This window comes from Streptococcus sp. 1032 (assembly GCF_013277015.1).
GTDB lineage: Bacteria > Bacillota > Bacilli > Lactobacillales > Streptococcaceae > Streptococcus.
In genome coordinates this window covers 15,695-31,346 of record NZ_VMMD01000003.1, presented here as the reverse complement: position 1 = coordinate 31,346, position 15,652 = coordinate 15,695, and the positions used below count along the sequence as shown (strand labels likewise).

Sequence of the window (15,652 nt, the reverse complement as noted above, 5' to 3'; positions counted from 1 at the left end):
GCTTTCTTCAACGCGTCTTTGGCTGCGTTTACTTTCGTAATCTCTGCTTGGACGGCTGCTGGTGTCGCATTGTCGTCCGCTATTACAGCTTCCGCTGCTTCCTTCGCTGCTTCTGCTTTTTGCTTAGCGTCGTTATAGGCAGTCACTTTGCTTGCTGGCTTGTCAGCTGTGTCTGGTGCACTTGTGATTTCGCTGCCTAAGGCATTATTCGCTTGCGTTAGAGCTGTCTTGTCTGCTGGTTTCACCACATACGGAACTGTTACTTTTTCTGTACTTTGATCTGCGTAAGTAACAACAACGTCAAGAGTATGGCTACCTACTGTAGTTGGATATTGTGTTCCTTCTTTCAGTGCAGCTGATTGTTTGTTAGCTACATCTACCGCCGCAAGTAACTCTGCATTCGTAGGATTTTCACCGATTACTTTTGTAATCGTCTTAGTCGTCACTGTATGTGCAGGCGCTGAAATCGACGTTGGTGTTTGCGCACTCTTCGTATCACCACTTCCCGCTGTCGCAACTGCTGTTACTTGACGATTTCCTTGTACTGAGTTCGCTGGGAAGACCCAAGTATTTCCACGTTTTTCAATACCATCTGCTGTCCAGCCATTCGCTTTACTTACAGTTATTGTATTTACATTTGTATCAGTTGTAGGAACAGTAAATACTACTTCGTCTGCATCTTCTGGAATAGTTACAACAGTTTCACCATTTTGTTTATTCTCATAAGTCAACGCTGCTGGTGCTGGATTTGTCACTGTAATCGTTACATCGTATTCGCCGACTTTATTTGTGCCAGTTGCAGAAGTTTCAGTTAATTGAACCTTATACTTCCTTGTTCCAACTGTTTCAACGTCAGGTTGTTCTTTCCATGTAGCTGTAAAGTCACTTGGGAAGTCTTTTTCGACATTCTTTTCAGTGTAGCTAATACCTTTTCGAGCATCTGCTCTCAAGTCAGTCAGAGTTTGACTTCCCTTAGCTGCTGTAATGGTTCGTCCTGCGAAATTACGCTCTTTGGCTACACGTATATCCGCATTATCACTTTCTGCATCAAAGACAATCTGTTTCACTTTCACCGGTAATGTAGAAGAACCTATTTCAGCAGATTGGTCTGTTTGACGTAAGTAGGTATTATCTGGAAGTTTATAGGTCCAGACACCATTTTTCAGTGCACCTTCACCTGGTTGAAGAGTAGCTGGGTCTTTTCCGTTATTAGCGTCAATTTCAACAGTTTTACCAGTTTGTAAGGTCAATACAACCTTCGTAGCACTCTCAAGCGCTGTACCAGAAATCGTACGATCCACATCACTTAATTTCGGATCTTCTTCAGTTCCTGCCGTCTTAGTAAATGTCGGCACTGTTGGTTTGGCTACTTGCGTATGAGAAATGTCAATAGTAGAGCCATCATCTGGGAAGTTAATCGTAGCTACTTTAGTCTTATCATCCGTAGTTCCCTTAGTATAAGTTACATTTGCAGGTAAGTTATTATTATTTGCATTCGCTTCTTTAATTTTAGCTGCAAAGCTCTCTTTGGCTGCATCTGTAAAGTTACCATCGGTGATTGCTGTATTACCATAAGTCACTTTTTCAGCATTCGTTGGATAAGTGACTTGATTTCTGTAGAAGTCAGCATACGTTTTAACAGTTACCGAATCACTCTTAGCAGAAGATACTTCATAAGCAGTGTCTTCTGTTGTATTTTTTCTAATTGTTTTCTTGTATGTTCCAGAGACAAGGACATTAGCGTTTAGTTGCTCTCCTAATGCTAAGTCTTTCTTGTAGTCAGCTGCCGCGAATGTTACTGTTGTTGTTCCAGCTGTAATTTCTTTTTCTGCGACAACAGTGCCTTGAGCGTCTTTAAGTTGGACTTTTACAGTTGATCCTGTCGCTAACTGAGAAGTTTCTGGTAAGTTTGATACCGTAACAGCTGGTTTAGTTCCTGCTTGACCTTGAAGTGTTGGTGCTTTTGGATTAACTGCTACAGTAACTTTGATTCTTTGATCTGTATAATGATGCGTTCCGTCACCACGCTCACTTTCAACCTTAGTTCCATAGTGAACATTAGCCTCTTCTTCTCGTACTCCTACAGTTGTCTGTACTTTAGCTACAGGAGAAGCAGCAAAACCATCGCCCCAACCGAAGAAAGTTGTTGACGGAGTTCCAAAGCTAGTACTTGATTTGACATAAGATCTAGCATCTGTATTTTTAAATGCTTTACCTACTTCTGTTTCAAAGTACTCTTTTCCTGTTGGATAATTGGCCTCGTAACCATAAGTTCTGAAAGTGACTGTTTTTTCTACAGTTCCAGCCCCATTTGGATAAGTAACAATTATTTTATGCCTTATATCTCCCGCTGTTGTATTTGTAGGAATTCCACCTTCAAATTCAATAGTCGTACCTGCTGGTTTATCACCTTCAAAGGCTACATAGAAATCCGGCTTAGCTGGTTGCGTTCTACCTCCAGTTCCCCATACTGCTGATGTCAACGGTTGACTAACAACCTCATGGTAGGTAGTCACTTCTTGATTATTAACCTTACGAAGCGTTACCCCTGGATATACCGTTACTGGGATAGTCAGTTCAGTATTCACACCATTTAGACTAACTACTACAGTTTTATTTGTAGTTCCTGCTGTCGCTGTGGTTGGTTGCTCGCCATTTTTCCATGTTGCAGAAGTTAAAGTAACCCCTTCAGGCACTTCTACAAAGTTAGCTGCATTCGCAACATTCTCAATAGTTGCATCTTTGATAGCGTAAACAGCTTTAGGTTTAACAGCAGTAATCGTAATTGTCTTGTCTGCTTTATTACCGTTCTTGTCTAAGACAGTTACCTTAATATCATTTTGAGAAACTGAGTGTAACGTTCCTTTAATTGATTGAGTATCGTCATCGTAGATTAGACCAGATGGTAAACCAGTAACAATAATATTCCCTTCATCAATACCAACCCCAGCATCTGATAATCCAAGAGGAATATCAACCGTTTTTTCAGCCTCTACAATTTTCGAAGAAGCTCCGATAACAGGTGATGCCTGTTCTCCATTTCCAGCTTGTTTCGTCGTTTCAGCACTTTCGATTCCTTGAGCTGCGACTTTAGCTGTAACATTTGCTTGATCTTTTACTGCTACGTCTTTCAGTGTGATTGCACCAGTAGTTGCATCAATACTAATGCCGTCTTTTTGACCACTTGTAATCGACCATTGATTATCAGCACCCTTAGTAGCTACAATGGTTGTAGCAGCTTGAGCAGTTTTTCTTACTTCTCCACTAACTTGTAGTTGATTGTTATCTGCAGGAGTGTAAGTTACTTCTAGTTTATCGACAGTTGCTTCAGTCACTGGAGTTACTGTAACATCACCGTTATCCGCAGGAGTTACTGCCGGTTGACTTGGTTTAACGTTTACTGTAACACGCTCTACATCTTCACTTGAACCATCTGGATATGCTACCGTTATTGTCGCTTGTTTGACTCCTGGTGTTGATGTGTCTAAAGTCCCTGCTTTCCATGTAAACCTTGTGTTTGTTGGTAAGCTTGTCGCATTTGCTATGCTATCTTTAGCTGTTGGTTGGCTATCTTTTTCTACTGTTTTCTCGACTGCTGTTGGTTCGTAAATTTCTTTTTGCGCTGGTGCAGTTACTGGGATTCGAATATCTTCAGTAGAACCATCTGGATATGTAATACTTGCGCCAATACTGTAAGTATTATCAACTGCATTACGTGTGATAGCACCACCATTATCCATAGTGATTGTCATGTTTGCAGTATTATAGGCTACTTTTACATCCCCTTTTGTAGTAGTGAATGTAAGGTTTTGTTTCATAGCTTCAAACTCTTCTTGAGTCACTGTTGCATTATCTAACGCAATATCTTTTTCAAGATGTTGAGCTGTTATCGTCGGCGTATACTTAGTTGCTTGTGTTCTTGCTTTAAGTAGCACACGAGTAGGGCTAGTTTTATTATTGTCTTTAGCTCCTGGAGATTCATGTAGCCTATTTCCTGCTACATCTTCTGCATCCGCATAAATAGTCCCAATCGTTCTTTCATCTGTCCACAATCTATTTCCATCAGCAGGATTTGTTCTCGATAACGTGCCTGTAACACTTAATGTAATTGGTGCATTACGTTGTGTCTCAGCGCTATCTTTAGCAAATCGATTAGAAAAATCAAGATTTACATTGCTTAAATTAGTAGGATCTCCATTATATCCAACAAAATTAGCGGATACTAATTTCCCAGAATTGTCTTTAAACGTTGCGACTGGTAAATTAGTTGTTTCTGTTGGTGTGATGTATACTACACGATTTCCATCAGCATCTGTTTCCGTATTTTGGAAGTCAACTGTAGGGAAGACATGGTCTCCATCTTTAGCAACTCCAGTTGCTATATCACTTTCTAGACCACCTGTAGCTGGTGTTATTATAGCTTTAACTTTTACTGTTGAACCGTCTTTTACCAAACGGTCTTTAAGCTTAATCTCACCTGTTGTTGGATTTACTGTCAGTGTCGCAGGTACTGATCCAAATGACCAAGAATTACCATTCTTCGTAGCCGTGTATGTTAGCTCGCTAGGATTTGTTCCTTCTTGTGGTGTATAAGTTACACTAATACGGTTTACATTAGGTTGGTTTTCATGCGTAATAAGCACATCACCATTATCTTGTGGACTTACTACTGGTTTAGTTGGCTTAATTTCAAAGTTAATTGTTTTCTCAATGTAACGTCGTCCATTAAGCTCACTATCGGCATTTCCTGCTACTTCAGTTCCAATGCCGTCAGTTCCTGCATATCCAGCTGGGAAGTAGGCTCTTGCTTTCACCACATGACGTCCTGGTGCCTCTGGCAAGTTTGTAATAACTGTTCCAGCTTCATTGACCATACGGAATGTCATTCCTCTAGGGAAATTACCGCTATCTTGACGGTTTGTTCCATCGTTAACCGTTAAATAATTATTCGCATCTTCAAGACTTTGCCCTGCAGCTGCCGCTACTGTAATTGATGGTTGATTTTCTCGTTCAGAACGAGATGATTCAAAATCTAAATCCACTACTTTCAGACGGAATTTAACTTCTGCTTGGTTTCCTGAATCAACTCCATTACTTCCATCAGACACCTTAAGCGTTACAGTTCTAAGTCCTAATTGTGCATTCGCTGGAACTCTTCCTGTGATAGTATGCGTTCCGACTGAATCTTGTGTTTTTCCAGTTTCTGTTAATGTATCACTATTTCCATTAAACTGAATTCCACTTGGTAAACCATTTACATACTTGAGGTTTACTCTACCATCTGAGTCATTATCAAAGAATGTTAATGGTAGATTTAAATTAGCTCCACGATAGACAGTCACCACTGGAGAAGTAGATTCGTTAGCATTTAATGTTACGACTCTATTCTCATCTGTTTTATTAGTTAATTTAACTGTTGGGGCTACCTTATCTGCATTTTCAACTGGTATTTTAATGTCCTCAGTTGAACCATCTGGATACGTAATCGTAGCTCCTACATGATATGAATCACCCTCACGCTTAATAGCACCCTTCTCTTTCATAGTGATAGTCATATCTGAAGAATTGTATGCTACTTTAACATCTCCTCTATTTGTAGAAAATGTTAAGTTTGATTTCATCTTATTAAATTCTTCATCGGTTACGCGAATATCGTTTGCCGTAAAATCTTTTTTAAGTGTTTGTGCATTGATAGTAGGTTCATACTTAGCTGCTTGCGTCAATACTTTGATGACTACACGATTCGGATTTTGTTTATTGTCCGTATTATTTTTAAACTCATTATCTGCAGCATCTTTGGCATAAACATAACGAGTTACAATATTATCACCGTTACTCCATATACGTCTTGTATTACGATTTTCTCTTGGAAGTGTTCCTGTAATCTCAATGTTAAATGGCGCACTAAACTCAACATTATTTTCACTAGCTTTTTTGTTGTAATTTAAACCAAAGTCCAGATTAGTATTACGTCCGTCACCGTGATATAAGACAACCTCTCTTAACTTGTTAGAATCATCTCTCACAGTTCCTAAAATTATAGAACTATTTGATAAGTCCTCTGTCGGAGTTACATAAACAACACGCTCTCCATCTACAACTGCTGTATATTTATCACTAAAAGTAAAGGTAGGTCGAGTTTTCTCACCTGCTAAAGAAGTCCCAGTAGCAACCGTACTTTCTACATCTTGAGCTACCACCTTAGCTGTAACTTCTGTAGCATCTTTTATTTGACGGTCTTTTATTGTCACCGCACCAGAAGTTGAGTCTATTGTCATACCATCCGCAGGCGCGTTATTCAATGCCCATGTATTACCAGTCTTAGTAGCTGTCACTGTTTGTTTATTGTTATCTTTATCTCTATATGTGAAACTTAATGTATTGACGTTTGGTTGGTTTGTCTGTGCTACTACTACATCCCCATTAGCCTCAGCAGTAACTGTAGGCGCTGTTGGTTTAACGTCAAAGTAGATCGTTTTTTCCATATAACTGCGACCGTTCAGTTCAGTATCCGTATTACCTTGGACTACAGGACTCACTTCATTAGTACCTGCATAGCCTGCTGGGAAGTAAGCTCTTGCTTTTACTGCGTGACGTCCTGGTGCTGTCGGCACATTAGATATAACTGAGTTATCAGCAGCATTTATCATACGGAATGTCATACCACTTGGGAAATTACCTTGGTCTTGCCGATTTGTTCCATCATTAACCGTTAAGTAATTATTAGCATCTCCAAGTTCCTGACCTGGATCAGCTTGCAGTGTAATAGATGATTGATTAGCTTTCGCTGAACGTCCTTGTTCAAAATCTAAATCCAAGACTCTTAGTCGGAATTTTAATTCTGCTTTATTTCCACTCTCAACATTACCAGCTTGGTCATCTGAGACTTTAAAAGTGATGACTTGTGTACCTAAAGTTGCATCAGCTGCAACTTTTCCTGATAATGTGTAATTTCCTGGTGATTGTTCTGTTTTACCAGTTTCTGTTAATTGATTATTTGTTCCACCAAATGTTACACCGTTTGGCAAACCACTAATATACTTAAGATTTACTCGACCGGTTGCTGCATTGTCATAGTAAGTTAACGGGATACTTAATTTTGCCCCACGGAAAATCGTCACCAGAGGCGAACTATTTTCATCTGTTTTTAACGGTTCAACTGTATTATTATAGGTTGCATTTGTTAATTTCACTGTCGGTGCAACCGTGTCTTGAACATTAAATGTAATAGCTGTTCCCACACTTGTTGGGGCATAGATCGTATATGCCTTGCCATCAATTGTCTTTTTAACAGGAGTCGTACTGTTAGGTATATTCACTGTTGCTTTGTATTTAGTAACAGTGCCTACTGTGTCTAATTTTGTATCATTCGCTTTAGTTGTTGTTCCTTCTTTCCAAGAATAGGTAACATTATCCGGAAGATACTTAGACGCTTCAGTTCCTGAGCTATTATCAACCACTTTTAAGTAATCTTGTGGTTTTCCTAGTGTTGAATTAACCGCAACATCTTTAGGAGAATTTTTTGGTTGAATATCTACAACTGTATATTGGAATTTGTATGTTTTTGCATTATTGTTGGCATCACTTACAACAACACTTGCCTCATTTGTCCCAAGAGCTGCGTTAGTATCAACCACATTATTAGCTGTTAATTGATAAGATGTTCCGCTTGTAAGATTTGTCTTAGCATCATCGCTATTTCCGTTTTTATTAAACCATACTCCAGCAGGTCCTCCACTCATCTTGAATGACGATACTGTACCAGAATTATCGCTAACAGTAAATGTAGGATTGAATGTTGCTCCACGATAAAGCACAAAACGATTATCAGCAGCATTTTCAGTCAATGCCTTACCATTCATCGTGACTGTTGGTGCTTCGTTATCGCGAGCAATCACACGATATTTGAAGAAGTATTGTTTATCCCCAGTTGAACCATCACTAACAGTTATCGTTGATGTATACGTTCCAGTAGTCATATTATTAGGGACATTACCCGTAAATGTCACCGGACCGAATGTGTTAGATTTAGTAGCATTATTATTTTGTCTGAATGAATCATTCGCATTAGTAGCCGTCACTCCTGTTGGAAGGTTACTAATTCTAAATTTAGTAAGATTTCCTGTATTATCCCACGCTTCAAGCTGTGGTCTAAATGGTTGTCCTTGAACTACTTCATATAAAACCGGATTTGCATCATTTCTCGCTTCAGGAAGTTCACTTCCATTTACAATTCTAACTTTAGGTGGGACACCATCTGTTGCTGCTTTTTCATCAGAGTTATCCGATTCTATACCATCTTGTAAGACATTGTTACGATCTAGCCAACCATTTTTTGTACCTTGTTTCACATAGTATTTACCAGTTTCTAAATCTACATTTGTGAAGGTAATTTGACCATTTGCTGTAGATTTCATAGCTTTCACAAGGGTATCCGCTTGTCCGTTTTCCCCTTTTTTATACAGTTCTACATTTAGGTCTTTATTGATATTGTTTACTACGATATCTGTTGTCGTTCCTACTTTTCGACTCAAATCTGTAACAATGTTCGGCTTATCTGGTTTAACAATAAAGGTTAGCGGAATTTCATTAGCACTATTATCCGAACCAAAGAGGGCACGGAGTTTGTAGGTATGCACCCCCGCGTTATTGGCAATCGTTTCCGCTGCTTGCGTTTTATTTGTTATTTCATGTCCTTCAATAATCCAACTGTACTGAACACCTGAGCCACCAGCATCCCTATTCATATCAAACTTAGCCTTCTCAATATCAGAATAGCCATTTACAGCGATATAGTATCCAGCATCAATCTGATGATCCCTACCGAAAGCTCCCTGACTGGTAATTACACCTTTTGCATAGGTCAAATCCGTTTTCGCTCGGTCATCTGCATAAGTATTTCCATAATACAAAGTATTAGATTTATCAACACCAGCATCTACATAAGTATAGCGCCCCTTTTCAACTAGGAAATACCCATTTCCTCTCCCTCGCATACCATATTTGTCTGCTTTTAATGTTTCAGCATCCGTTTTTGCAAAGAGTTGAATTCCAAGGCGACGTTGGTCTGTCGTTACACGTTTCAAACCTGCAGCATAACTTAAATCTTTTAAGCTACTACTTCCAGTTGTTTCAAACTCGATTGTATACTCGTTTCGATCTTCTTGGCGAATTTCAAAAGTATAGACATCTCGAACATCTCGGTCTATAATCTTTCTTTTTTCGTTAGAGTATGTTTGTTTATCACTTGGTTCGATACCATCACGATTGTAGAAACCACCAGTAGCTGTTGGAGGATAAATGGATTCTGTGATTAGCTCAGAAAGGCTATGTACTTTGAAACGCCCTGCAGAACCTACATATCCAGTAAGCGTTGCATTAGTCTGGTTTTTATTTCCTTTTCTCGCATTGATAAACCCTGCACCTCTAAAAGGATTTCCCTCAGGCAAGTCGGTAAAGGCATTGTCTAGTGCTGATAAAATTTCATCTTTCCCTGGTTCGATTTTACCTCTTTGACGAGTTGAGTAGCCGCTACCATTCGTAACTTGCGTTACAACACTACCACTTTTTAGTTCTTGACCTTGCGGAAGTGTAAAGAACATCTTATGGGTATGGAGATTTTTATGTTCACCATTGATTGAAATCTTCCATTTGATACCTGTAGCAGTCGGTATGGTTTCAACGTGATAATTGTTATAGGTTTCCTTAATTGAACTTCCTTCATAGAAACGACGAATAACCCCTCCGTTTGAAGCAAACACATAGGTGTATTTAGGATATGGTGAGTTATTTTGTCCACTTTCAAAGAAATAACCTGTTTTCGTATCAAAGTCAGCATTCTCGATACCAACTGCCGCTCTATCCTGCCCAGCCGCACGTTTCGTACGAGTTGGTGCGCCTGCTGACATCGAGCGGAAACCTGACCATCCTGTGGCGTTGGTGCGCGGTTGGATGATTACATTGTTTTCGCTTGGGGTTGCAGGTCCTGTTACCACTCCTGCATTTGCTTCATTTTCAGCAAGGACTCCTTCAATCAGTTCACGTGATTTTTTCAGGTCTGCTAAGGCCGCATCAAAATCTGATTGACTGATGGTGTCGCCTTTAGAAAAGGCTTCATTGAACTTATCAACGGCTGCCTTGGCTGCTTGGATTTTATCTGCCGATGCTCCATTAGCTCGGAGTTGCTCAGTGATGAACTCTAATTCATCTTTTAGGTCATAAACACCATTTTCACCTTCTGTATTTGTGTAGGTTGGGAGCGTCTGTGGAGTAGCTTGAGAGCCAGCTCCAGAACCTGTTGAGTCTCCTCCAGCAGATGGCCTAACTTGATTTTCATCTGATGTAGGCTCGCTCAAAGTTCTTCTACGACCTTTTCCTCCACTTGTTTGCGCAGTCGTAGCTCCCTCTGGAGTAGCAAGTCCAGTAGGTGTCAGACTTGTAGATGTCAGACCAGCCCTTTCCAAGATTGTTGGAGTTTCTAGGCTAGGTGTCAAGGTTTGATTGACACGACTCATAAGCTCAGCCATCAGTCTTGCTTGCTCATCAACCTGCGCTTGCGTCGCTTTTGGATCTTCCAAAACTGCCTTAGCTGCTGCTAAACGCGCTTCCACTTCAGCATGGAGTTCCTGCATTGAGCTAAGCGTTAGTTTTGCCAACAAAGCTTGCAGATTACCTTGAATTGATTTGGCTGCTGTCGTATCAGCGACGGTCGGCTCTTCTTGCTCTTTTACTTCTCCTGCTTGAGAAGGTTCTTGGTTAGCTGGATTTGTCTCGGACTGAGCAGAGTTAGACTCAGCTCCTGCTTGCCCTTGATTGGTTTCCTCAGCTGGCGCTTCTTGCGTTTTCACCTCATCAGCTGCTTTGAGTTCAGCTGGCTGGTCAGTTGAAACCTTGTTCGAGTCTCCCTCATCCGAGGACGCCGGATTTCCATCTGCATTGCCATCAGAACCTGCCGTAACGACATCACTTGCCGTAGCTGGAGTAATGGGTTCATGCGCTGCTACTGCCCCGTTAGCAAAGAACATCAATGCCGCAACCGCGACACTGGCAGCACCAAAGTGATATTTTCGAATCGAATATCGGAAAACCTTTTCTTTGTTATATTTTCCAAAGTCCATGAAATTTTTCTCCTTTTTTGTAAGTTGTTTTGAAAACAAAAATAGCCTTATCATCTTCAAACTCACATGATATTAAATAGTATTGATAGAACTATTTAACCCACTGCACCCAGTGTACAGTCTAGTAATAATTATACCATACCCCCCCCCCCCGAATTTACCATCTAATCATCCAAAAATCTTGATTTTTAGAGAATTTTTTAGCATATGTTTATTATATTGATTATAGATATACGCTTTTTTGATTTATTTCCTATAAACTAATAACTTTTCTATATCTTTATTTATGAAAATTTTAGTATAATAATAGTTATAATTGGCTGATTTTTAGTAGTGTGAATATATTAAATATAATTTAGAAACCAAGTATGGATTCAAATTTTAGTTTGAAAAACCCTCCCTATTTTTGGATTGGAAGAGCTTATCATCAGTTTCTAAAAAATGTCTAAGACTTACGGGACTTATTCGATACCTATTTGCAGCAAGATTAAATGGTTAGCTGGTTAGAAATTGAATTGTTAGCTTTTATTTCATCTCACTATCCCCTATTCCTAGAGCCACAATCTCCCTATTCCTTTCTTTGACGATTCTCATCTCTAAAATCACTCCTATCCCTAGACCGCTTTCAGCCATTACCTCATGATAATCAAGCTTGGAAATATAGTAGATTGAAATAGAATATGAACAAATTGATAAGGGGCTTTTAAAATAATTTCTAACAATATTTTAAAAGCCCCTTGTACTATCCCAGCTTCAGCTCATTATATTTGTTCTAAATCCATTGATTATCATTCTACTCTTATCCTCAATCTAAGATTAGTATTTTGAGCTATCCTACATAAGTCTCCTGGCTTGCTTTTTGATTTTCGTTTATAGAATATTGAATTTGGAATAGTTCACTAGTACTTCTAAAACATTCATAGAAATTACTTTGACTTTCCTGATTGATTTTTCCAGTTCTTATTTCATTCAGATATGCTATGCATTAACCGATAGCGGATACCTACGGAGAGCTTGCCACTCAGATGTAGGACCTGCCCATCATACAAAAAAACAGACTTCATCCCACAAAGAGATAAAATCTGTTACTATTTTCTACACGATATTTCCTAATTTTTAATCCAGCAGTTGGTCCGCCTGGCTGATGGCTCGCTCGGGGTGCTGGGTAAAGGGTTTGTTCCCAAAAACTCCAACCATGGTTTACGAACCTTGTCTTTGCTGGTTTCTCTGTATTTTTTAGGTCTTATTTATGGTGGGCCTTCAATAGCGCCTCAAACTCAGATGCTGACATACCCAACTGCTGACTGGCAACCTCGGAAGTCAGAAGTCCTTGGCGAACCATATCCAGAAAGGCAAAGAATTTCCCACGCTCTAGACCTTGTTCAATACCTTCCGCCCTAGCTGTTTCCAAGGCATAGTCCTGTGCTAATAATGCTTGTTCTTCACGCATACGTAGTTGACTAAACATCTTCCTGTCCTCCTCGGACCAGCTCTTGTAGTCCAGCAGTTGGTCTGCTTGGCTGATGGCTCGCTCGGGGTGCTGAGTAAAGGGTTTGTTCCCAAAAAACTCCAACCATGGTTTGCGAATGCTATCTTTGCTGGTTTCTCTATATTTTTTTAGTTCCAAGAATGCCATCTTAACCAGATGGTTTTCCTGACCGTTATTTATTATGGTTAAAACCTCACCTGTCGTGTCCTCTCGCATACTGAAACTGTGAAAAGCCAAGTCATCTGAGAAATAATTACTGTCCACGATTGCGATGGCATATACTGGTGCGATATGCTTGTAACTCTGGTGTGTATCACCTTCTCGTTGGCGAATTTTTTCTAGGTTTTGATTGACCTGACTGCAAAGGTAAGCCCACAGGCGATTGATGAAAAAATTCTGATGATGTACCTGAATTTCAATAATTACCTGAGTGCCATTGTCCAACTCCGCCAAAACATCTATACTGGTATAGAAATCCTGCACCGAGTAGGGTAAAGAAGGCAAGACATGAATGTTACTTCCCTCCAAAATGGTCACATTTTTTGCTGGCAAGTCCAGCATATCGCGGATAAATTGACAAGTGATTTCTGGGTTGCTGAATATTTTCTTAGCAACCAAGTCATTAGTTGGGCTAATGCCCGGATGTCTTAGAATCATCCTTTTCCTCCTTCTATTATAGCACATTTTTTAATCTAATTTACTAGATTTGATGCTTATATCTATTTATTCGTAAAAGAAAGCTTTTCTTCAGAAGAAAGCGAATCGCTTATTTGAAATTTTTTACCCTCTGTTGGATAGTCCCGTCTATCTATGTTATAATGAAAGAAAGATTTAAAATCGGAAAAGGAGTATCTATGCTTAAATTAGGTGTCATCGGAACAGGTGCTATCAGCCATCACTTCATAGAAGCAGCCCATGCCAGTGGAAAATACCAGCTGGGCGCAGTCTATTCTAGGAAACTTGAAACCGCAGCAACCTTTGCTTCTCGCTATCAGAATATCCAACTCTTCGATCAATTAGAAGACTTCTTCAAGAGCTCCTTTGATGTGGTCTATATTGCCAGTCCAAACTCCTTGCATTTTGCTCAGTCAAAGGCTGCCTTGTCTGCTGGTAAACACGTCATTCTTGAAAAGCCAGCTGTCACTCAGCCACAAGAATGGCTAGACTTGAGACATACAGCTGAGAAAAATCACTATTTTATATTCGAAGCAGCCCGCAATTACCATGAAAAAGCTTTCACTATCATCAAAAACTTTTTAGCAGACAAACAAATTTTGGGAGCAGATTTCAACTATGCCAAGTATTCTTCCAAAATGCCTAACTTGTTGGCTGGACAGACACCAAATGTCTTCTCAGACCGTTTTGCCGGTGGAGCTCTTATGGATTTGGGAATTTATCCTCTCTACGCTGCCGTTCACCTTTTTGGAAAAGCTAATGACGCGACTTACCAGGCTCAACAGCTTGACAATAGCATTGACCTAAATGGAGATGGTATCCTCTTCTACCCTGACTTTCAAGTTCACATCAAAGCTGGGAAAAACATCACTTCCAATCTTCCTTGCGAGATTTATACGACAGACGGAACCTTGACCCTCAACACCATCGAGCATATCCGCTCAGCTATTTTTACCGACCACCAAGGCAATCAAGTCCAGCTCCCTATCCAACAGGCTCCTCATACTATGACTGAGGAAGTCGCTGCATTTGCACAGATGATTCAGCAACCAGACCAGACACTCTACCAGAATTGGCTGGAAGATGCAAGCTCTGTCCATGAGCTACTATATACCATACGCCAGACTGCTGGAATTAGATTTGAGGCAGAAAAATGAAAAGCAAACTACCGACTGAGTGGCAAGAACTGAGTGACCAACTCGGTTTCCAGGAATTCACCCCCATTCAAACTCAACTATTTGATCCTATTCTTGCTGGAGAAAACCTCCTAGGAGTGAGCCCAACCGGAACTGGTAAGACCCTAGCTTACCTCCTACCAAGTCTTCTCAGACTACAAAAGAAAAAAGCCCAACAACTCTTGATTCTAGCACCAAATACAGAACTTGCTGGACAGATTTTCGATGTATGTAAAACGTGGGCTGAAGCTATCGGCTTGACTCCCCAACTCTTCTTATCAGGTTCAAGTCAAAAACGACAAATTGAACGACTCAAAAAAGGACCAGAAATTCTGATTGGAACCCCTGGCCGTATCTTTGAACTCATTAAATTGAAAAAAATCAAGATGATGAATGTGGAAACCATCATCCTGGATGAATTCGACCAATTGCTTGATGATTCTCAGATACACTTTGTAGAGAAAATCACTCACTACGCACCGCGTGACCACCAACTGGTCTACATGAGTGCCACGACCAAGTTTGACCAAGAAAAGATTGCGCCGAATACACGTACCATTGATCTCTCTGATCAAAAACTGGATAATATCCAACATTTCTACATGCAGGTAGACCAGCGTCACCGAGTGGATATGCTACGAAAACTAGCTCATGTGGAGGATTTCCGCGGTCTGGTCTTCTTTAACAGCCTATCAGACCTTGGAAGTGCAGAAGAAAAATTACAGTATCGTGATATCTTGGCTGTTTCTCTCGCTAGTGATGTTAATGTCAAATTTAGAAAAGTCATCTTAGAAAAGTTTAAAGATAAGCAACTAACCCTACTCCTTGCAACTGACCTTTTGGCTCGAGGGATTGATATCGATAGCCTAGAATGCGTCGTAAACTTTGATGTTCCTAGAGATAGCGAAACCTACACACACCGTGCTGGCCGTACTGGTCGTATGGGCAAGGAAGGTTATGTTATCACTCTCGTCACTCATCCAGAAGAACTTAAAAAACTCAAGAAATTTGCGAGCGTACGTGAAATTGTCTTAAAAAACCAAGAACTCTATATCAAATAAAGCTCCGTTGCTCTATACACATCCAGTGTATGGAGCTTTTTTATAAGCAATTCAATTTTATACTCTTCGAAAATCTCTTCAAACCGTGTCAGCTTCGCCTTGTCGTATGTATATGATACTGACTTCGTCAGTCTT

The 15,652-nt window shown here is 40.1% G+C and carries 4 protein-coding genes; 2 read left to right on the top strand and 2 right to left on the bottom strand.

Features of this window, described 5'->3' with window-relative positions:
* Both HT711_RS00870 and HT711_RS00865 read right to left on the bottom strand, forming a co-directional pair.
* On the bottom strand, nucleotides 1–11,117 hold an 11,117-nt coding region (locus tag HT711_RS00870; protein ID WP_173249680.1), incomplete at its 3' end, for a Rib/alpha-like domain-containing protein.
* A gap of 1,243 nt (nucleotides 11,118–12,360) precedes the next feature.
* Complete coding sequence (locus HT711_RS00865; RefSeq protein WP_173234802.1) at nucleotides 12,361–13,263, bottom strand: Rpn family recombination-promoting nuclease/putative transposase; 903 nt, start codon at nucleotides 13,261–13,263, stop codon at nucleotides 12,361–12,363.
* A 197-nt stretch (nucleotides 13,264–13,460) separates the two neighbouring features.
* Here HT711_RS00865 and HT711_RS00860 point away from each other — a divergent pair, with 197 nt between their 5' ends.
* Together HT711_RS00860 and HT711_RS00855 are read left to right on the top strand one after the other, a co-directional pair.
* Nucleotides 13,461–14,438, top strand: a complete 978-nt coding sequence (locus tag HT711_RS00860) for a Gfo/Idh/MocA family oxidoreductase (RefSeq protein WP_173234804.1) — start codon at nucleotides 13,461–13,463, stop codon at nucleotides 14,436–14,438.
* Nucleotides 14,435–15,517, top strand: coding sequence for a DEAD/DEAH box helicase (locus HT711_RS00855; protein ID WP_173234806.1), 1,083 nt, complete (start codon nucleotides 14,435–14,437; stop codon nucleotides 15,515–15,517). Before HT711_RS00860 ends, HT711_RS00855 begins: the two co-directional genes overlap by 4 nt.
* Nucleotides 15,518–15,652 lie beyond the last annotated feature (135 nt).

Excerpts from the sequence above, each read along its gene's own strand:
- HT711_RS00865 (WP_173234802.1), bottom strand. The coding sequence starts at position 13,263 with ATGATTCTAAGACATCCGGGCATTAGCCCAACTAATGACTTGGTTGCT.
- HT711_RS00860 (WP_173234804.1), top strand. The coding sequence starts at position 13,461 with ATGCTTAAATTAGGTGTCATCGGAACAGGTGCTATCAGCCATCACTTC.
- HT711_RS00855 (WP_173234806.1), top strand. The coding sequence starts at position 14,435 with ATGAAAAGCAAACTACCGACTGAGTGGCAAGAACTGAGTGACCAACTC.